Origin of the sequence: Virgibacillus siamensis, assembly GCF_900162695.1 — a bacterium.
In the GTDB taxonomy this organism is placed as follows: Bacteria; Bacillota; Bacilli; order Bacillales; family Amphibacillaceae; genus Lentibacillus; species Lentibacillus siamensis_A.
Window position 1 is genome coordinate 1876115 of sequence record NZ_FUIH01000007.1, and the last position, 18898, is coordinate 1895012.

The 18898-nt window shown below is 40.8% G+C and carries 20 protein-coding genes and 1 riboswitch; of the genes, 4 read left to right on the plus strand and 16 right to left on the minus strand.

Features of this window, described 5'->3' with window-relative positions; all coding sequences use genetic code 11:
* Positions 1 to 98: 98 nt before the first annotated feature.
* Both B1K71_RS13270 and B1K71_RS13275 read right to left on the minus strand, forming a co-directional pair.
* A complete protein-coding gene (locus tag B1K71_RS13270) occupies positions 99 to 1574 on the minus strand; it encodes an MFS transporter (RefSeq protein ID WP_245799271.1) in 1476 nt (491 codons plus the stop codon).
* Between the two features lie 281 nt (positions 1575 to 1855).
* Positions 1856 to 2473 (minus strand): DedA family protein, encoded by a 618-nt coding sequence (locus tag B1K71_RS13275; protein WP_077327845.1) that lies wholly within the window; start codon positions 2471 to 2473, stop codon positions 1856 to 1858.
* Between the two features lie 137 nt (positions 2474 to 2610).
* Between B1K71_RS13275 and B1K71_RS13280 the strand changes: the two genes are divergently transcribed.
* From B1K71_RS13280 to B1K71_RS13290, 3 genes are all read left to right on the plus strand, one after another.
* On the plus strand, positions 2611 to 2781 hold the full coding sequence (locus tag B1K71_RS13280; RefSeq protein WP_077327848.1) for a twin-arginine translocase TatA/TatE family subunit: 171 nt from the start codon (positions 2611 to 2613) through the stop codon (positions 2779 to 2781).
* Between the two features lie 295 nt (positions 2782 to 3076).
* Positions 3077 to 3694, plus strand: coding sequence for a DUF47 domain-containing protein (locus B1K71_RS13285; protein ID WP_077327851.1), 618 nt, complete (start codon positions 3077 to 3079; stop codon positions 3692 to 3694).
* Between the two features lie 12 nt (positions 3695 to 3706).
* Positions 3707 to 4708: an inorganic phosphate transporter gene (locus tag B1K71_RS13290; protein ID WP_077327854.1), complete on the plus strand. Its 1002-nt coding sequence runs from the start codon at positions 3707 to 3709 to the stop codon at positions 4706 to 4708.
* A 139-nt stretch (positions 4709 to 4847) separates the two neighbouring features.
* Here the strand turns inward: B1K71_RS13290 and B1K71_RS13295 are convergent, their stop codons facing one another.
* Entirely contained in the window at positions 4848 to 5156 is a 309-nt protein-coding gene (locus B1K71_RS13295; RefSeq protein WP_175631911.1) for a transporter suffix domain-containing protein, read from the minus strand.
* Positions 5157 to 5383: 227 nt separating this feature from the next.
* Here B1K71_RS13295 and B1K71_RS13300 point away from each other — a divergent pair, with 227 nt between their 5' ends.
* Positions 5384 to 6337, plus strand: coding sequence for a nucleoside hydrolase (locus tag B1K71_RS13300; protein WP_077327860.1), 954 nt, complete (start codon positions 5384 to 5386; stop codon positions 6335 to 6337).
* Positions 6338 to 6490: 153 nt separating this feature from the next.
* On the opposite strand, the gene sufB is transcribed toward B1K71_RS13300, so the two are convergent.
* The 13 genes from sufB to B1K71_RS13365 form a co-directional block, all read right to left on the minus strand.
* Complete coding sequence (gene sufB / locus B1K71_RS13305) at positions 6491 to 7888, minus strand: Fe-S cluster assembly protein SufB (protein WP_077327864.1); 1398 nt, start codon at positions 7886 to 7888, stop codon at positions 6491 to 6493.
* A gap of 61 nt (positions 7889 to 7949) precedes the next feature.
* Positions 7950 to 8381: a Fe-S cluster assembly sulfur transfer protein SufU gene (gene sufU / locus B1K71_RS13310; RefSeq protein ID WP_077327866.1), complete on the minus strand. Its 432-nt coding sequence runs from the start codon at positions 8379 to 8381 to the stop codon at positions 7950 to 7952.
* On the minus strand, positions 8371 to 9591 hold the full coding sequence (locus B1K71_RS13315) for a cysteine desulfurase (protein WP_077327868.1): 1221 nt from the start codon (positions 9589 to 9591) through the stop codon (positions 8371 to 8373). The genes sufU and B1K71_RS13315 overlap by 11 nt, the downstream gene beginning before the upstream one ends.
* Positions 9591 to 10901: a Fe-S cluster assembly protein SufD gene (gene sufD, locus B1K71_RS13320; RefSeq protein ID WP_077327871.1), complete on the minus strand. Its 1311-nt coding sequence runs from the start codon at positions 10899 to 10901 to the stop codon at positions 9591 to 9593. The genes B1K71_RS13315 and sufD overlap by 1 nt, the downstream gene beginning before the upstream one ends.
* An 18-nt stretch (positions 10902 to 10919) precedes the next feature.
* Positions 10920 to 11705, minus strand: coding sequence for a Fe-S cluster assembly ATPase SufC (gene sufC / locus B1K71_RS13325; protein WP_077327874.1), 786 nt, complete (start codon positions 11703 to 11705; stop codon positions 10920 to 10922).
* 689 nt (positions 11706 to 12394) lie between these two features.
* On the minus strand, positions 12395 to 13228 hold the full coding sequence (locus tag B1K71_RS13330; RefSeq protein WP_077327877.1) for a MetQ/NlpA family ABC transporter substrate-binding protein: 834 nt from the start codon (positions 13226 to 13228) through the stop codon (positions 12395 to 12397).
* A 15-nt stretch (positions 13229 to 13243) separates the two neighbouring features.
* The gene (locus tag B1K71_RS13335; RefSeq protein ID WP_077327880.1) at positions 13244 to 13912 is read right to left on the minus strand and encodes a methionine ABC transporter permease; all 669 of its coding nucleotides are present in this window, start codon (positions 13910 to 13912) and stop codon (positions 13244 to 13246) included.
* Positions 13902 to 14933 carry a methionine ABC transporter ATP-binding protein gene (locus B1K71_RS13340; protein WP_077327883.1) on the minus strand — a complete coding sequence of 344 codons (1032 nt, stop codon included), beginning with the start codon at positions 14931 to 14933 and terminating at the stop codon, positions 13902 to 13904. The genes B1K71_RS13335 and B1K71_RS13340 overlap by 11 nt, the downstream gene beginning before the upstream one ends.
* 89 nt (positions 14934 to 15022) lie before the next feature.
* Positions 15023 to 15134: riboswitch (SAM riboswitch) on the minus strand.
* A gap of 60 nt (positions 15135 to 15194) precedes the next feature.
* Positions 15195 to 15512, minus strand: coding sequence for a thioredoxin family protein (locus B1K71_RS13345; RefSeq protein WP_077327886.1), 318 nt, complete (start codon positions 15510 to 15512; stop codon positions 15195 to 15197).
* 10 nt (positions 15513 to 15522) lie between these two features.
* Positions 15523 to 15876, minus strand: a complete 354-nt coding sequence (locus B1K71_RS13350) for a toprim domain-containing protein (RefSeq protein ID WP_077327889.1) — start codon at positions 15874 to 15876, stop codon at positions 15523 to 15525.
* 233 nt (positions 15877 to 16109) lie between these two features.
* The gene (gcvH, locus tag B1K71_RS13355; protein WP_077327892.1) at positions 16110 to 16493 is read right to left on the minus strand and encodes a glycine cleavage system protein GcvH; all 384 of its coding nucleotides are present in this window, start codon (positions 16491 to 16493) and stop codon (positions 16110 to 16112) included.
* Positions 16494 to 16556: 63 nt separating this feature from the next.
* Complete coding sequence (locus B1K71_RS13360; protein WP_077327894.1) at positions 16557 to 16913, minus strand: arsenate reductase family protein; 357 nt, start codon at positions 16911 to 16913, stop codon at positions 16557 to 16559.
* A gap of 169 nt (positions 16914 to 17082) precedes the next feature.
* On the minus strand, positions 17083 to 18867 hold the full coding sequence (locus B1K71_RS13365) for an acyl-CoA dehydrogenase family protein (RefSeq protein WP_077327896.1): 1785 nt from the start codon (positions 18865 to 18867) through the stop codon (positions 17083 to 17085).
* Positions 18868 to 18898 lie beyond the last annotated feature (31 nt).

The following is an 18898-nucleotide window of genomic DNA, read 5'->3' on the forward strand; positions in this document are numbered from 1 at the left end:
ACGAATTCAAATTGCAGCCAATACCGATTTGATGACAAATACGTGCAATGCCACATAAAACTTCCCGTTTATGTGGCACTGTGTAAAGATCTATTTACTTATACTTCATTTTCATTATTGTAATCATCTTTTCGTTCTGCTATTTCACTTTTTTCATCGGTCCACCATAATGCTTCTTCAGGATCTTCCAGAACATCTTTAATCTCATCCTTCTCTTCAACAGCAGGCGGCTGACCTCTCAATGATTTTCCCGAAGTCTCAACAACGAAAAATGCAACAATGAGAATGCCGACTATGGAGGCAAAGATGATATAGTATGCTGGAACAAGCCTGGTCATCGTTGCGCTGATCAACCATGACACAACGAGCGGTGCTGTACCTCCGAATACTGATGTCGCTACATTATACGTAATTGCCAATGATCCATACCGTACCTCTGTAAAGAAGAGCGAAGGCAATAATGATGGCATAACACCTTGAAATGATGCGAGCAGCGCTCCCAATATCAATAACCCAAGGAAAACCAGCCAGTTATTTCCGCTTCCGATTAATAGAAACGATGGAACAGACAAAATAATCATTCCGGATAAGCCGAACATAATAATCCGCTTATTCCCGATACGGTCACTAAAATAACCCGCCGTTAAGACAAATGGAATCATGATGACCATCACAACAAGTATTAATAACAATCCCTTGGTGTCCCCGTATCCAAGCACAGCATTTAAATGGGAAGGCATATAGGTCAATATGACATAGTATACGGTATTATAAAAAGAAACCAGCCCTAAACCAATCAGTAATGACCTGCGATGGTACACAAATATATTTTTAAGGGATGCCTTTCGATCCTCATTGCCCGCTTCCTCGGTTTTGGATTCAAACGCCGGTGTTTCTTCCAAATTACTTCGCAGGTAAAAGCCAATGATGCCAATAGGAGCAGCAATGAAGAACGGGATTCGCCATCCCCAGTCATGCATCGTTTCTGATCCTAAAACAAATGTAAGCAGTGTAACTATTCCGGCACCAGTGATATACCCCACTAAAGTACCTACTTCAAGACCACTGGACAAAAATCCCCGCTTCTTATCTGCCGTTGACTCTGCAATAAACGTCATGGCACCCGAATATTCCCCGCCTGCCGAAAAGCCTTGAACCAATCTGGCAGCAAGCAATAATATAGGGGCTGTTATGCCAATGGAAGAATACGTTGGAATCAACCCGATACTTAGCGTTGCAAATGCCATTATAATTAAAGTAATGGCGAGGATCCTTTTCCGCCCTAATCGGTCACCAAGCATTCCGAAAAATAACCCGCCAAATGGACGAACTAAAAAAGCGACAGCAAATGTGGCAAAACTGAACACCAGCTGCAATGGACCACTAAACTCAGGGAAAAATAGAGCACCAAGAATAACAGCGAGATATGAATAAATACCGAAATCAAACCATTCCATTGCATTCCCTATCGCTGTTGCAACAACCGACTTTTTCGCCACCTCTGTGTCAACTACAGTAACATCATCTTTGTGCAGGTGTTGTGTTTTGTCCTTATGTTTTTTCTTTTTATCCACCTATTTGCTCCTCCTCGTTTTCAACTTTCATAAACCTCAATCGTGGATTAATTTTATTTCCACAAGGTTTTAATTTCCTAAAGATGATAAGGTTAAACATATTTTACAAATAAATACCATTGTTTTTAATTGTATCATGTCACTAAGGCGGGCTGTAATTACGAATAAGGGGGGGAAGCAGTATGTTCAACCTAATAAAAATATGTACAGCTCATTATAACAATGAAACTGTACATATCGATACCGGACTATATATCTAATTTTTTACAGATTAAATATCCTTAACCTTTCATATTATTCCTTTTCTTTCGGATGAACAGAATAATCAACACGATGATTCCAGCACCAATCAGTGCGTAAGTTATCGTTGAGTATATATCCATAAACTGAAGAATATCTGTCCATGATTCACCCAAGACAGCGCCAATTGAAATGAGTATCACATTCCATGCAACGGTACCGATCATGGTAAACAGTAAAAATAACCAAAATTTCATATTTGACATACCAGCTGGAATCGAAATTAAGCTTCTTACAAGCGGAATCATCCTGCAAAACAGTACAGTCCAATAGCCATATCTGTCAAACCACCCGTCTGCCTTACGAATATCTTCTTTTCGAACACGGATGATATGTCCCCATCTGTCAACAATGTTCTCCATCCGTTCCACATCGAAAAGCACACCAATCCCGTAAAGAATGATTGCGCCAAGTACCGATCCTGTAGTTGATGTAACGACAACTCCCATAAAAGTCAATTTGGTTGTCGTTGTCATAAACCCTGCGAAAGGGAGAATCACCTCTGATGGTATTGGCGGAAATACATTTTCCAACGCCATCATAAAAAGAATTCCAATATAACCGAATTGCTCCATTATATCTGTTACCCATTCTTGCATGATTAACCTCCGTAATAGATAGCTTGTCCATTATTAATTATAATCCTATAGTATAGCAGATATGTTGAATTGGTACATTTTAATAACAAGCGTTATAATATTTGGTAAGCATTAAATATCCTTTGGAGTGATGATATATGTTAAGTAATATTGGTTTTTCAGAATTAATTGTAATCCTGGTCATTGCATTGGTCGTTTTTGGTCCTTCCAAATTGCCGCAAATAGGAAAGTCAGTTGGAAGAGCATTAAATGAGTTTAAAAATGCGACAAAAGATATTATGGATGATGATGGGCCCTCTAAAAAATAATGATTTTGCTTCGCAGCACACTTTAAAATAATAGATCTGATTTGCCCCCACCTTTCATTTTCTTGTTCCCCCAACTTCATCAACTTAACGCTTTTACAGATCAATCCACCGCTCATAACCTGCTTGGACATGACTGGTACATGCTCCTTGTGATAAAAACACAAATATCAGTAGCATCGGGGATATTTTTTTGATAAGATGAAAAAGGATTTTGTTATTTTGTGTCGTTAATTGTCTAAAAATGGCTGTATTTAATAAAACCCATGTTTCGTATTTCATAATGGAGGGACATTAAATGTTCAATAAAAAGTCAGATAAATTTTCACTTTACTTGGTCGATTTTGCTCAGCATTTAGTTCAAGCAACAGATCATTTCGTTCATTACAAAGTAAAAGACCCAGTAACATTGAGAGAATTCGCCAATACGATTAAACAATATGAAACAGAGGCAGACAATAAAGTACATGATATCATCAAGAATTTAAATCAGGCCTTTATAACGCCGATTGAACGAGAGGATATCATGCAGTTGACAATGACTCTGGACGATATCATGGATGGTATGGAGCAATTTACTGCATTAATGGATATTTACCAAATCTTAAATTCCGACAACTATATTGACCGTTTTTCAGACAACATATTAAAATGTTCAAATGAAATTTTGACTGCAATGGAGTTAATTGCCGATAAAAAATTAAAGAAGGTTGAATCCCACGCGATTATGATCAAGGATTATGAACAGCAATGTGACGACTTATACCGTGAATCGTTGCGAAACTTATTCCAATCCGAAAAGGATCCGATAGTTGTCATACAATACAAAGAAATTTATGAGACGCTGGAAGATATTGCAGATGCCTGCCAAAACGTCGCCAGCACACTTCAAAGCATCATCATGAAAAATGCGTAAAGAGGGATTCGGATGGATATTCTTTTTTTAACAGTCATATTAATAGTGATTTTTGCCCTGGCCTTTGATTTTATCAACGGCTTTCATGATACAGCTAATGCTATTGCCACCTCTGTATCAACCAAAGCCCTCACACCGAGGAAGGCGGTTATATTAGCGGCGGTAATGAATTTTGTTGGAGCACTGACATTTACCGGTGTTGCCCAAACGATTACCAGTGGAATTACAAATCCATTTAATTTGGAAAACGGCTTAATTGTTATCTTAGCTGCTTTACTTGCTGCGATTACCTGGAACTTAATCACTTGGTATTTCGGCATCCCAAGCAGTTCTTCCCATGCCATTATCGGATCGGTAATAGGGGCGGTAATTGTATCGGAAGGATTGCATGCGATTAACTATAGCGGACTTAGCGGGATTATTATTGCATTACTGGCATCCCCGGTTCTTGCTTTTCTGATCGGTTTTATTTTATATGGAATTATTAAATTCGTTTTTAGGAACAACAGTAATTTATCCAAAACCAACAAGCGATTTCGGCTTGTGCAAATAGCAACAGCTTCACTGCAGTCATATTCCCATGGTACGAACGATGCCCAAAAGTCAATGGGGATCATTACGATGGCGCTGATTGCGGGAAATATGCATGATTCCACCTCAATTCCCTTTTGGGTGCAGGTAGCCTGTGCCACAGCGATGGGGCTGGGAACTTCTATTGGAGGCTGGAGAATTATTAAAACAGTCGGTGGTAAAATTATGAAGATACGGCCGATTAATGGTGTGGCAGCTGATTTAACGGGAGCAGCTGTTATATTCGGAGCAACATTGATTCACCTTCCTGTCAGTACAACACATGTTATTTCATCAGGAATCCTGGGTGTCGGTGCTTCTCACCGTGTTAAAGGAGTTAACTGGGGCGTTGCCAAACGAATGATAATCACTTGGTTTATAACCCTCCCAATCACTGCAATACTTGCCGGAATATTTTACTGGATCATTAATCTGTTTTTATAGCGAATATATACAACAAACCCTTGCCGCAAAGATCTCATGGCAAGGGTTTGTTATATTAACTGATAGTGCATTTTATCCTTGAACTATTCACTCCGCCTGCTTTTGAAAAAATATTTAACAGCACTGCGGATGCATTCCTTCAATATTCATGTTGGGATTTTTTATCCCTTGACTTTTTAAACCAATTTACAGGATTCAAGTATTTTCGATAACGTTTCATCAATTCCTTGCCAGCAATAATACAACTAATCCAAAACGCAACTTCCCCCAACACAACAAATACAGGAATCATAATGACTTTTATGTTGGTAGATAGAGGAGCAAAGGGAACAACAAAAGCAATGCCATATAAAATCCAGGAAAGTATAAAAAGAAAAATACCAACCCTTTTCAAAGTATGTTTTGTGCTCTGACTTGCAGCAAATTGTTCCTTTTTTTGATATCTCATCATAACAGATACCCCCAATCCCCAAATATCGTTAAATCGGCCAGCTTGTTCTTAGACACCAGTATCCACTTCAATTTTTCATTTATTCCAGTATACCGTCTGGACGGTTTTTATGTCAAGATTTTTTTTCATTTTAAATTCGCTGATACTGGCTGTGTTCTATCAGTGTCGGACAAACATACAAGCAAACCTGTCTGTTTTTCCATAGGGTAGATTGGGGTGAAAAAATGAAAAAAATAATTTTATTTGCCGATACAGGTATAGACGATGCAATTGCGTTAATATACGCGTTGAAAAATCCGGAAATAGAGTTGATTGGAGTGGTCAGCGGCTATGGCAACATCGAACGGGAAAAAACTTACAGGAATGTCGAGTACTTGCTGGAACTGGCAGGTCGTACAGATATACCTGTAATTGCTGGTGCTACCCGTCCCCTGAGTGGTGATGAACCCGTCTTCTTTCCTGAAATTCATGGTATGGAAGGACTTGGGCCGATTGAACCTCCAATTCCAGAAGAACGTTATGCAAACCGGACGAATTTCAGTAAGTTGTTCAATTTGATTAAGAATAACGCGAATGAAGTAACCATCGTTAATGTCGGACGTTGCACATCACTGGCTATAGCCCATTATTTAAGCCCTGAAGTGATGGAAGATGTTAAGGAAACCTACTTGATGGGCGGAGCATTTATCGAACCAGGCAATGCGACTCCAGTTGCGGAAGCGAATTTTTTCGGTGATCCGATTGCAGCTAATTACATTTGTCAACATGTAGTTGATCTGACAATTGTACCTTTAAATGTGACAAGAGATGCCTTATTGACTCCCCGAGTTGTCAATCTCATCGACATGCTTGCCGATTCACCTCTTGAAGAAATAATCAAACCAATTCTGGATTTCTATTATGAGGTCTATCAACAATTAGAGCCAGGTATTGAAGGAACACCGATGCACGATTTGGCAGCATTAATGGCGGCTCTTGATATTGACGGATTGTTTCAATACAAAAAACGACAGGTTGAGGTTGAACATAAAGGTAACTTAGCATACGGTAAAAGTATCGCTGACTTCCGACCAGGATCGAGTAATTGTTTTGGACCAAAATGTTCACGAATTGCCCTGGAAATTAATCAGGATCTCTTTGTAACAAACGTCTTCAAAGTCTTGACGAATCATAGATAAACCAGCCTGTCCGGGGAATATTGTTTATCTCATGGACAGAAAATGAACAAATCAGGAAAATACTATTGGAGAAAGCATTCAAACGGGGAACAAATAACAAAATCAAAGAAAAAACCTTGCCACAAATACTGATGTGACAAGGTTTTTTTAGGGTTAACCGATCGAACCTTCCATTTCCATTTTAATCAGTCGATTCATTTCGACTGCGTATTCCATTGGAAGTTCTTTTGTGAATGGCTCGATGAAGCCCATTACGATCATTTCTGTTGCTTCTTCTTCACCAAGTCCGCGGCTCATCAGATAGAAAAGCTGTTCTTCTGAGACCTTGGATACTTTAGCTTCGTGCTCAAGTGAAATGTTATCATTATTGATTTCGTTATATGGAATGGTATCTGATGTGGATTCATTATCCATGATCAGCGTATCACATTCGATGTTTGAGCGCGCACCGTCTGCCTTGCGTCCGAAGTGTACCAGTCCGCGGTAGTTAACTTTACCGCCTTGCTTGGAAATTGACTTCGACACAATCGTTGACGATGTGTTTGGTGCCAGGTGATGCATTTTCGCACCGGCATCCTGTACCTGTCCTTTTCCGGCGATTGCGATGGACAGTGTATTACCACGTGCCCCTTCACCTTTCAAAAGGCATGCCGGGTATTTCATTGTCAGTTTGGATCCGATATTACCATCAATCCACTCCATAGTTCCGTTCGCATCAACGGAAGTACGCTTCGTAACCAGGTTATATACATTGTTTGCCCAGTTTTGAATTGTTGTGTAACGGCAATATGCATCTTTATGAACGAAAATCTCTACAACTGCACTGTGAAGTGAGTTCGTTGTATAAACTGGCGCTGTACAGCCTTCCACGTAGTGAACAGAAGAACCTTCGTCCGCAATAATCAGTGTACGTTCAAACTGACCCATGTTTTCCGAGTTAATACGGAAATAAGCTTGCAATGGTGTATTGGACTTAACACCTTTTGGTACATAAATGAATGATCCACCAGACCATACTGCCGAGTTCAATGCAGCAAACTTATTATCGGATGCAGGGATAACTTTACCGAAATATTCTCTGAAAAGATCCTCGTTTTCTTTAAGTGCTGTATCTGTATCTTTAAAGATAATCCCCAGTTCTTCAAGATCTTCTTTCAAACTGTGATATACCACTTCAGATTCATACTGTGCGGATACACCGGCAAGATATTTTTGCTCTGCTTCCGGGATACCCAATTTATCGAATGTCTGCTTAATTTCATCTGGTACTTCATCCCAGGTTTTACCCTGTCTCTCGGATGGTTTAACATAGTAAACGATCTCGTCAAAATTTAATTCAGAAAGATCGCCGCCCCATTGTGGCATTGGCTTTTTATAAAATTGTTCCAATGCTTTCAAACGATAATCCAGCATCCACTGTGGTTCTTCCTTCATTCTGGAAATCTCTTCAACCACTTCACGAGTCAGCCCTCTTCCAGAGCGAAAAACTGAAACGTCTTTGTCATGGAAGCCATATTTATACTCTTCCATTTCCGGCATGTTTTTAGCCATGCTGAATACCTCCTTGTAGTGTTCGTACTATATTCCAAAACTGATTTAATCAGTAATTCTTTTATTCCTGAACACCCTTCTCCATTGCTTTCCATGCAAGGGTGGCACATTTGATGCGGGCAGGGAATTTCGACACTCCCTGCAATGCTTCAATGTCGCCGAAATCCATACCATCTAAATCCAATTCTTCCCCAAGCATCATCTGTGAAAAAGCTTTTGACATTTTCAGTGCATCATCCAGCTTTTTCCCTTTAATTGCCTGAGTCATCATGGATGCTGAAGACATGCTGATGGAACAGCCTTCACCGGTAAATTTGGCATCTTTGACAATTCCATCTTCCACTTGCAGCTGCAGTTGGATCCGATCACCGCAAGTGGGATTATTCATATCGACGGTCAATGCATCACCTTCAACAGTGCCGCGGTTTCTCGGATTTTTATAATGATCCATAATTACCTGTCTATATAGTGTATCAAGGTTGTTAAAAGACATCACCGAAAAACTCCTTCGTTTTCAAAAGTCCATCGACTAAACGATCAATATCTTCTTCCGTATTATACAGATAGAAGCTTGCACGTGCGGTTGCTGTGACATCCAGCCAGCGCATAAGCGGTTGTGCACAATGATGCCCCGCCCTGACCGCAATACCTTCTGCATCGAGGACTGTAGCTGTATCGTGGGGATGAACATCATTCAGATTGAAAGTTACAAGTGCTGCCCGTTCTTCCGGACCATACACTGTAATTCCATCAATTGCACGAATTTTATCCAGTGCATATGCTGCAAGTTTATGCTCGTGCTCCGCAATGTTATCCATACCAACTTCATTCAAAAAGTCGATTGCAGCACCTAATCCAACTGCTCCGGCAATGATTGGGGTGCCGCCTTCAAACTTCCACGGAAGCTCTTTCCATGTTGAGTCGTACAGATTCACAAAGTCAATCATTTCTCCGCCGAATTCAACAGGCTCCATGTTTTCAAGCAGCTCCCTTTTGCCGTACAGAACGCCAACTCCGGTCGGTCCGCACATTTTGTGACCCGAAAACGCATAGAAATCTGCGTCAATATCTTTTACATCCACTTTCATATGTGGAGCACCCTGGGCACCATCGATTAGAATAACTGCACCATTATTGTGAGCAATTTGTGCGATTTCCTTGACCGGATTAACAGTACCAAGCACATTGGATACATGCGTGACCGCAACAATTTTAGTCTTGGATGTAACAGTTTCCCGGACACTTTCCAATGTAATTGTTCCATCAGGCTGCATTGGAATGTATTTTAATGTTGCTCCTGTAGCTTTCACTGCCTGCTGCCACGGAATGATGTTGCTGTGATGTTCCATTGGGGTTATCACAACTTCATCCCCGGGCTTCAGGTTAGCCCTTGCATAACTGTATGCAACTGTATTGATCGATGTCGTTGTACCGCGCGTGAAAATAATTTCACCGGTACTATCAGCATTAATAAAACGTCGAACCTTTTCACGAGCACCTTCATATTTCTCCGTAGCTCTAGTGCCCAGTGTGTGAACACCGCGATGTACGTTCGAATTATCCTGACGATAGTACGTATCAACTGCCTCAATTACGGAATGCGGTTTTTGTGATGTTGCTGATGAGTCAAGATATACTAAGGGATGTCCATTAACTTCCTGGTTTAGTGCAGGAAATTGCTGTCGTATGGCTTTTACATCCATTAGTAAACCTTCCTTTCAATTACCTGTGTCAACTGTTCTTTTACAGATGCAATCGGCAGTTCATTAACAACCGGTGCAAGGAACCCGTGAATAATCAGCCTTTCTGCTTCATGACGGGAAATCCCGCGGCTCATCAGATAATACAGCTGCAGCGGATCGACACGTCCGACTGATGCAGCATGCCCTGCTGTTACATCATCTTCATCTATCAACAGAATCGGGTTGGCGTCACCACGTGCTTTTTCACTAAGCATTAATACGCGTGATTCCTGTTCGGCGTTGGATCGTGTTGCACCATGTTCGATTTTGCCAATACCGTTAAAGATTGCAGTGGATTGTTCTTTCATAACACCATGCTGCAAAATATGCCCTTCCGAATCTTTACCGAAGTGGACGATTTTAGCGGTAAAGTTCTGTGTTTGCTTGCCGCGTCCTACAGAAACAGCACGTGCATTGGATCCGGAATTATCACCAATCAGATGTGTGATGTTTTCTGAAACCGTATTTCCTTCATTCATCTGGCCTAATGCCCAATCGATTTTAGCATCGCGGTATGCAACGCCACGGCGGTTTATATAAGAAGTTGTTCCAGCTGCAAGATTATCAACAGCACCAAATGAAATCTGTGCATTATTGTTTGCAATAACTTCTGTTACAATGTTTGCAACTGTTTCCTGTTCAGGATCCCGGGATATATAGTTTTCCACGTATGTGAGAGAACTATTATCGTCGGCAACAACCAATACGTGGTTGAACAACGCTGTCTCCGGGTCCTCCTGCCAGAAAATAACATGGAGCGGTTCCTCCAATTGTACATTTTTCGGAACATAGACGAATGCCCCGCCATTCATTAACGCAGCATGGAGTGCAGTCATACGGTGTTCATCAACAGCTACTGCATCCTTCATGTAATAGCGCTGTACAAGTTCCGGATAATCCTTCAGTGCAGTGAAAATGTCAGTGAAAATAACACCTTTTTCTTGCAAATCCTCGTTCACGGATGCATAGGCAAGTGTATGATCGCGCTGAATCAATAGGTTTCCTGATTTATTTTCCATATCCAGAAATTCCTGGATGTCTGCCGGCAAATCTTCCAATGATGAAATTTTTTCGCTTTGAGCAGCTTCATGCTTGAATTTATTAAAATTCCACCTGCTGATTTTCGTTTTATCAGGTTGTGGCATTTCCAGCGAATCAGCTTGATCCAAAGCTTGAAGGCGTAAATCCCGCATCCATTCAGGTTCATTTTTATCTTGTGAAAACTGGCTGATATAGTCTTTATCGTATGGCAGCTTTGTTTCTACAGTCATACTACCCCTCCTAACTTTTTACGCTTCTTGTTCAACTGTTTCGTCTTCAATGCCAAGTTCTTCTTTAATCCAGTCATAGCCTTCCGCTTCAAGGCGCTGTGCCAATTCCGGTCCGCCGGATTTAACAACACGGCCTTGCATCATAACGTGGACTTTATCTGGTGTGATGTAGTTCAACAGACGCTGATAGTGGGTAATAATCAGGCAGCCAAAGTTATCATCACGCATTTTATTAATCCCTTTGGATACGACTTTCAATGCGTCAATATCTAAACCGGAGTCAATTTCATCCAAGATGGCAATTTCCGGTTTAATAAGCATTAATTGAAGAATCTCGTTACGTTTTTTCTCCCCGCCTGAGAATCCTTCATTCAGGTAGCGCTGTGCCATGTTCTTATCAATTTCCAGAAAATCGAGTACACTGTCCATTTCTTTAATGAACTTCATCAATGAAATTTCATCGCCTTCTTCACGGCGGGCGTTAATGGATGAACGCAGAAAATCAGACGTTGTTACACCGCTGATTTCACTTGGATATTGCATTCCAAGAAACAATCCGGCACGTGCACGCTCATCAACTTCCATTTCCAGAACGTTTTCACCATCAAGAAGTACTTCCCCTTCTGTGATTTCAAATTTCGGATGACCCATGATCGCTGATGCCAGTGTTGATTTACCAGTACCATTCGGTCCCATTACAGCGTGGAATTCGCCACCCTTTATCGTAAGGTCTACACCTTTTAATATTTGGTTGCCTTCAATGGATACATGAAGATTTTTAATTTCAAGCGTTGATCCTGCCATGTCGATACCTCCAGTTACTATTATGTTCTTATTTTTCAAATGGACATTACATCCATTCTCAATTTATTCTCATTACAATCTTAAATCATTTCGAATGTATAATCAACTCTTTAATACCTTGAAAACAGATGTTTGAATATATGAAAACATTCAAGATTGAAGACTAGTTTCTACATTATTATATATCATTTTCAGGAAAAAATTAAATGTCGCGGGTTGTGTAATTATAATGTTTTTTTAAGGCGTTTTTTTATCAAAAAATCACTGGCACCCCGTCAGGAGCACCAGTGTTAACTTTTATTTATGAAGTTGACTATCAATATCAGCGACAATTTGCTTACACTTATCATATTCATGCTGTCGTCTCTTTTCCACGGAAATGCGTTGATCAAGTTTTCTTTCATACTCTGCAAAACCAATCTTGTGAGACTGTTGCATTGCTTTCTCCATCTCTGGAGTGTAATTCATCTTTATGCCACTATAAATAGTGAATCATCCTTTCGAATTGATTACAATAACTATGCTAACATAGGACGATTCCCGCTCCAAAAGTGATTTAAACCTTTCACACTCTCCAGAACCATATTTACAAATCAGAAAATTGGATAGCAAACTTTCACCAAAACTTTTTACGAATTGCTCCCATTTGCTATGGTTTCCTTAAAATTCGACTACAATAACACTCTGGTTCACTTGCTGTCAGCAGTTTTTCCATCAACGGGCACTACTGCTCCGTCAAATTCCTTCAAAATGTAATTCTGAATCTCTTCGGAATGCAGCACATCAACCAGCGTTTTCAATGCTTCATTATCTTTATTTTCTTTCTTTACAGCAACAACGTTCACATATGGAGATTCTTCACCTTCCAGAATCAGTGCATCTTCCATCGGGTTCAAATCTGCTCCGATTGCATAGTTCGTATTAATCGCTACCAGTGTATTTTCTTCTGTTTCGTAAAGCTCAGGCAGAAATGCTGCTTCATAGTCATATGAGAACTTCAGGTTTTTCGGGTTTTTCACAATATCATCCACTGTTGCCTCTACATGATCAACATCATCTGCTATTTTGATTAAACCTGCTTTTTCCAAAAGTGACAATACACGGCCATGATCCGCAACTGAGCGGCTCATAAGCACTTCAGTTCCCTCAGGTACTTCCTTAATACTATCAAATGATTTTGAATAAATTCCCATTGGCTCGATATGAATACCGCCTAAATGTGTAAAATCATAACCAATTTCTGCTTTTTGTTTTTTCAAATACGGGATATGCTGGAAATAGTTCGCATCAATTTCACCGCTGGACAAGTCTTCATTCGGAAGTACATAATCCTGATATTCTTCAATTTTAAGCGTAATACCTTTATCCTTCAAAATTGGCTTTGCTTTTTCTAAAATTTTTGCGTGAGGTGTGCTTGATGCACCGACTTTAATAACATTATCCTTCGCGCTGGATTCATCCCCGCCACATGCTGCAAGTACTAAAATAAATAATACAGATACGAATGCCAATACCTTTTTCATCTGAATTCTCTCCTTTTATCGTTTATCTAATTTACTGGAAATAAAGTCTCCAATGAACTGAAAAATAAATACAATAATAACAATTAGAATGGTACAAATTAGCACAACATCAAATTCCCGGCGCTGGAAACCAAAGAAATAAGCATAGTTCCCAAGTCCGCCTGCACCGATAACACCCGCCATAGCTGTGTAGCCAATGAGCGCAATCGCTGTAACAGTCAGACCGGATACAAGTGCCGGCATCGATTCCGGCAGCAGAACCCGGAAAATAACAGTCCATGTTTTAGCTCCCATTGATTTGGCTGCTTCAATTACCCCTTTATCCACTTCCTTCAAGGCAATTTCAACAAGCCTTCCATAAAATGGCGCTGAGCCAATAATCAGGGCGGGTAAAGCTGCGTTTGGTCCACGGATTGTACCTATTAAAAAATCTGTAAATGGGAACAGCAGCAAAATCAGAATAATGAATGGAATTGCCCGGAACACATTCACAACCGCTGCAGCAATCATATTTAAAAATTTATTTTGCCAAATACCACCTTTTCCGGTCAGAAAAAGCATCAATCCGAGTGCAATCCCCAGAATCAACGTGCCAACCAAGGCAAGTATCGTCATATAAAAAGTCTCATACGTGGCAACCCACAACTCCTGGGTGTCTATATTCGGAAATAACTCAGTCAACATCACGGACCACCTCCACTTCCACAGAGGTTTCATTCTTAATATAGTCGACCGCCTTGTCTATTTCAGATGGCTGACCATCTATTTGAACGAATAGGGTTCCATATGCCCCACGCTGTGTCTGCGTGATTTTTCCCTGTAAAATATTGATATCAATGGCAAACTTCTTGGCGACACTGCTCACCACTGCCTGATTGGCTGTTTCACCAAGGAAATGCAGGCGGATGATTTTACCGCTTTGGTACGTTTCAACCAGACTGGCATATACTTCATTCTCGTCACTGGTACCCATCACCTGTTCCACGAACTTTTTCGTAACCTGCTGCTGCGGCCTCAGGAAGACATCCATCATCTCACCTTGCTCCACAATTTTTCCTTCTTCCATGACAGCAACCCGATTGCATATCTTTCGGATGACATGCATCTCATGGGTAATCAAAATAACAGTCAGATCCAGTTTTTTATTAATGTCAACCAGAAGATCCAAAATCGCATTTGTTGTTTCAGGATCAAGTGCTGATGTTGCTTCATCACAAAGCAGCACTTTCGGTCTGTTTGCGAGTGCTCTGGCGATACCGACACGCTGTTTCTGACCGCCACTTAACTGTGATGGAAAGGCATTTTCCCTCCCGGACAACCCAACCAATTTTATTAATTCCTGTACACGTTCCTCCCGTTCACGTTTTGGAACTCCGGCAATTTCAAGCGGGAAGGCAATATTATCTTTTACCGAACGCGACCAAAGCAGGTTGAAGTGCTGAAATATCATCCCGATTTCCTGTCGTGCAAGCCGTAAACGCTTCGTATTCAAAGCTGTAATTTCCTGCTGATTTATAACAATTCTTCCGTCTGAAGGTTCTTCCAGCCGGTTCAGAAGCCGTACAAATGTACTTTTCCCTGCCCCGCTGTACCCGATTACACCGAATATTTCACCTTCGTTGATGGATAGGGTTAAATCATCAACAGCTGTAATGTTATTCTTATTAGATGTAAATACTTTGCTTAAACCCTCGATTGAAATCAACAAAATCCTCCTTCAGACATTACGATGTCACAAATTAAAAACGCCCTTCCGTAAGAGAACGGAAAGACGTAAGCTGCTATCTTCACGTTCTCTTATCTGTCAAAGCTGTTGCTTTGCAGGAATTGGCACCTTTTCAAATAAACTTCATTTGAGGTTGCCGCGGTTTCACAGGGCCAGCCCCTCCACCGCTCAGGATAAGAGAAAAACGTATTAAATTTTTAAAAAGTATAATCAAGATATTAGCATCCATTTGCCGGCATGTCAATCATTTTTTGCGAACAACTCCGGTTTATATTCCATTAGATAACGATAAATATTTGGTATGGAACGGAATGCATATACTTTTTCCTTCACTTCATTGTTTTCCTTTATCAACAGGCATGGAACACTTTCCACTTTATTTTCCTGCATGAAGTCAGGATTCAAGGATGCATTCATGTCATAAAATATATCTTCACCATGGACCGATTCAATTTTATTCAGCATTGATTTTGCCAAACTGCATGTACCGCAAAATGGTGTGTAGATATACAGTAACAAACGATCCTGTTGTAATACTTCCTCTGTTGCTTCCTGCAAAATGATCACCCTATAGTAAAAAAATCGGATTGACCCTGATTCCCTTTCCGGCCAACTCCACTGCTATATCGTGTTCAGGGGTCGCCGCAACTTCACGGTATTCACCGCTAACGTACATATGCTCGGCATGGGGCAGTTCCCTGGTCAATTGCCGCCGCAGTTTCACTCCTGAACTGTCTTCATCAACTAAAATATACACATCACGGTTATCGAGATTGTACGTTTCCAAAAGTTCGTCAAACTTTTCCACACCAAGTGTGCCGTTCGTACATATGATTTCGAGGTCTTCCGTAATGACCTTTTTAATTTGTTTTTTGTCTGTCAAACCTTCGACAATAATGATTTTTCCCGGATCATCCGTCATCACCAAATCGCTCCCAGTTGAAAACAGATTCTTTAAAATTATAACACAGCAGCCAGGGTGTACAGTTATTTTATGCTTGATGCATGATTTCATAGAAATATGGCTTCCTGCTAAAAAGAACTCTTACAAAAAGCATATTCCATTTTGTAACCCTTATGCTCCAAATTGTACGTTTAGTTGCTTGAGCAATACTCCAAAAAAAGAAAAGCAGGCAAAATTGCCCGCTCCATTCATTAATCTTCGTCAACAATTTCTTCGTATTTTTCTGCTGACAGCAATTTATCAATTTCTGATTCATCGGAAGGTTCAACAACAACCATCCACGCCTTTTCATATGGAGATTCGTTCACAAATTCGGGACTGTCTTCCAGTTCCTCATTTATTTCAACGACTTTGCCGCTGATTGGTGCGTACAATTCTGAAACTGTTTTAACTGATTCGACACTGCCAAATGGTTCATCAACCTCAATTTCATCACCGGTTTCCGGAAGCTCGACAAATACAATGTCGCCAAGTTCAGATTGTGCGAAATCGGTAATCCCAATTCGTACTTTGCCATCTTCTTTTTTGATCCATTCGTGTTCCTCGGAATATAACAAATCTTTTGGTAAACTCATTGAAATTCCTCCCATATTATATTGCAATTTTACTATACTAACTCTTCGACACTTTTTCCAGTACTATTTCCAAGTGTCTTCAAAAACTTCTTCTTTGAACCCAACCGTTACGTTTTCACCATCTGTAACGATCGGCCGCTTGATCAGCATGCCATCTGATGTAAGCAGTTCCGCCATTTCTCCAGTATCGGCATCTTTAATTTTTTCTTTTATGTTTTGTTCCCGATACTTTTTTCCACTTGTATTGAAAAACTTCTTCGCGGGCAGGCCGCTTTTATCAATCAATTCAAGCATTTTTTCTTTGGACGGCGGCGTATCCACAATATGTACAGGCTTATAATCCAATTTCTGTTCATCCAGCCATTTCTTCGCCTTTTTACAAGTACCGCAATTCGGATACCAGTAAAACATCAGCCCCATTCCGCATCCCTCCTTACATTAAATCAATCTAGATACATTATAGCAAAAACATCCTGACAAGGTCGACGAAAACAATTATTCGACATAATCAAAAAACCCGGGCGGTGCCTGCTACTTGTCGAAAATGTAAAAAGCCCCACCGGTATGGTGAGGCAGATTTGTTTGGTTTTTATACGTAATATTTTTCGGCTTCGATAATTCCTGCCGCGATTTCCCGTTTCTTTCCGATTACATTGGTTGGTGTATGACGGGTCAGTTTGCGCAGTGATGACAGCATCATACGCAGTGTGTCCCCGGATTCAACAGCAATTAATGTTTCTTTGGCATCTGCTTCTATACGGTTGAATGCTTCTTGTACATATACTTGAGTATACAGCAGTTTTTGCTTCGCTTTTTCCGCTCCGTCTCGGTTAAGCGCTTTTTCAGTACGAAGAATTGCGGATTCCATATTGTACACTTCAGCTGTCATATCAGCCAGGTTAACTAGGATTTCCTGCTCATTTTCCAGTTCCTTCATATATTTCTGTGTGGCAAGTCCGGCTCCAAGCAACACCATTTTCTTCGCATTTTTCAGGAGATATTTTTCCTGTTCGAGCGGTTCATCTCCGACTTCTTCCGGCATCATCATCATAAGCTCTTCCTGCAGGGTTTGTGCTTTCTGCAGCAATGGCAGTTCACCTTTCATTGCCTTTTTAAGCAATGTTCCCGGCACAATCAAACGGTTGATTTCATTCGTACCCTCAAAAATCCGGTTAATGCGGGAATCACGATACATCCTGGCAACTTCATATTCTTCCATGAAACCATAGCCGCCATGCAGTTGAACTGCTTCGTCTGCCACGTAATCCAGGCATTCCGTAGCTGTATATTTATTCATGGAGCACTCGATTTGATACTCTGCGATTGCCTTTGCAACTTCACGTCCGTCTTTCAATTGCTCATCGGTCAATGCGCCCATACGTTGTTCGAATAAGCCGACTGTACGGTAAACGGCACTTTCGTTAGCATATGTCCGGGCTGCCATGGTTGCAAGTTTTTCCTGTGTCAGACTAAAACTTGAAATCGGAGTATTGAATTGCTTACGTTCATTCACATATTTTGTTGCCAATTCAATTCCTTGTTTGGATCCGCCAACACCACCGATAGCCAATTTGTAACGGCCAACGTTCAGAATGTTAAAGGCAATTTTATGTCCCTTCCCTTTTTCACCAAGCAAGTTTTCAACAGGCACTTCCGCATCTTCCAAAACCAATGTACGGGTTGATGAACTTTTAATCCCCATTTTGTTTTCTTCCGGACCGGTTGAGACACCAGGAAATTCACGCTCAACAATGAATGCGGAGAAATGTTCCCCATCAATTTTTGCATAAACAATGAAAACATCAGCAAAAGCTGAATTGGTGATCCATTGTTTTTCACCATTTAAAATGTAATGTGTTCCAGCTTCATTCAGTTTTGCGGTTGTTTTTGCCCCAAGCGCGTCAGATCCCGAGCTTGGTTCGGTCAGGGCATATGCAGCCAGCAGTTCGCCTGTCGCCAGTTTCGGCAAATATTTTTCTTTCTGTGCATCGTTACCGAAAAATACAATCGGCAGTGAACCGATACCGACATGAGCACCATGTGTTACAGAAAAACCGCCTGCACGTGAAAATTTCTCTGTAATCAAGGAGGAACTGATTTTATCAAGCGCCAGACCGCCGTATTCTTCCGGTACGTCTGCGCCGAGCAGTCCCAGTTCCCCTGCTTTTTTTAGCAAATCAACGGAATGTTCAAATTCATGGTTCTCCAGATTTTCAACCTTTGGCAACACTTCACCGGCGACAAAATCTTCCGTTGTTTTGGCAATCATTTTGTGCTCATCGGTAAAATCTTCGGGCGTGATGACATCATTGCCGGTTAAATCCTCAATTAAAAATGCTCCGCCTTTAAAAAGCTTATCCTTCGTTTCACTCATTACAAATCATTCCTTTCCGTTACGGAATATT

Coding starts and splice junctions, on each gene's coding strand:
- sufC (WP_077327874.1), bottom strand. CDS start 11,705: ATGGCAGGATCAACGCTTGAAATTAAAAATCTTCATGTATCCATTGAA.
- B1K71_RS13280 (WP_077327848.1), top strand. CDS start 2,611: ATGTTAAGTAATATTGGTTTTTCAGAATTAATTGTAATCCTGGTCATT.
- B1K71_RS13350 (WP_077327889.1), bottom strand. CDS start 15,876: ATGACGGATGATCCGGGAAAAATCATTATTGTCGAAGGTTTGACAGAC.
- B1K71_RS13290 (WP_077327854.1), top strand. CDS start 3,707: ATGGATATTCTTTTTTTAACAGTCATATTAATAGTGATTTTTGCCCTG.
- sufB (WP_077327864.1), bottom strand. CDS start 7,888: ATGGCTAAAAACATGCCGGAAATGGAAGAGTATAAATATGGCTTCCAT.
- B1K71_RS13315 (WP_077327868.1), bottom strand. CDS start 9,591: ATGGATGTAAAAGCCATACGACAGCAATTTCCTGCACTAAACCAGGAA.
- B1K71_RS13335 (WP_077327880.1), bottom strand. CDS start 13,912: ATGTTGACTGAGTTATTTCCGAATATAGACACCCAGGAGTTGTGGGTT.
- gcvH (WP_077327892.1), bottom strand. CDS start 16,493: ATGAGTTTACCAAAAGATTTGTTATATTCCGAGGAACACGAATGGATC.
- B1K71_RS13330 (WP_077327877.1), bottom strand. CDS start 13,228: ATGAAAAAGGTATTGGCATTCGTATCTGTATTATTTATTTTAGTACTT.
- B1K71_RS13365 (WP_077327896.1), bottom strand. CDS start 18,867: ATGAGTGAAACGAAGGATAAGCTTTTTAAAGGCGGAGCATTTTTAATT.
- sufU (WP_077327866.1), bottom strand. CDS start 8,381: ATGTCTTTTAACAACCTTGATACACTATATAGACAGGTAATTATGGAT.
- B1K71_RS13295 (WP_175631911.1), bottom strand. CDS start 5,156: ATGAGATATCAAAAAAAGGAACAATTTGCTGCAAGTCAGAGCACAAAA.
- sufD (WP_077327871.1), bottom strand. CDS start 10,901: ATGACTGTAGAAACAAAGCTGCCATACGATAAAGACTATATCAGCCAG.
- B1K71_RS13275 (WP_077327845.1), bottom strand. CDS start 2,473: ATGCAAGAATGGGTAACAGATATAATGGAGCAATTCGGTTATATTGGA.
- B1K71_RS13360 (WP_077327894.1), bottom strand. CDS start 16,913: ATGGGGCTGATGTTTTACTGGTATCCGAATTGCGGTACTTGTAAAAAG.
- B1K71_RS13285 (WP_077327851.1), top strand. CDS start 3,077: ATGTTCAATAAAAAGTCAGATAAATTTTCACTTTACTTGGTCGATTTT.
- B1K71_RS13300 (WP_077327860.1), top strand. CDS start 5,384: ATGAAAAAAATAATTTTATTTGCCGATACAGGTATAGACGATGCAATT.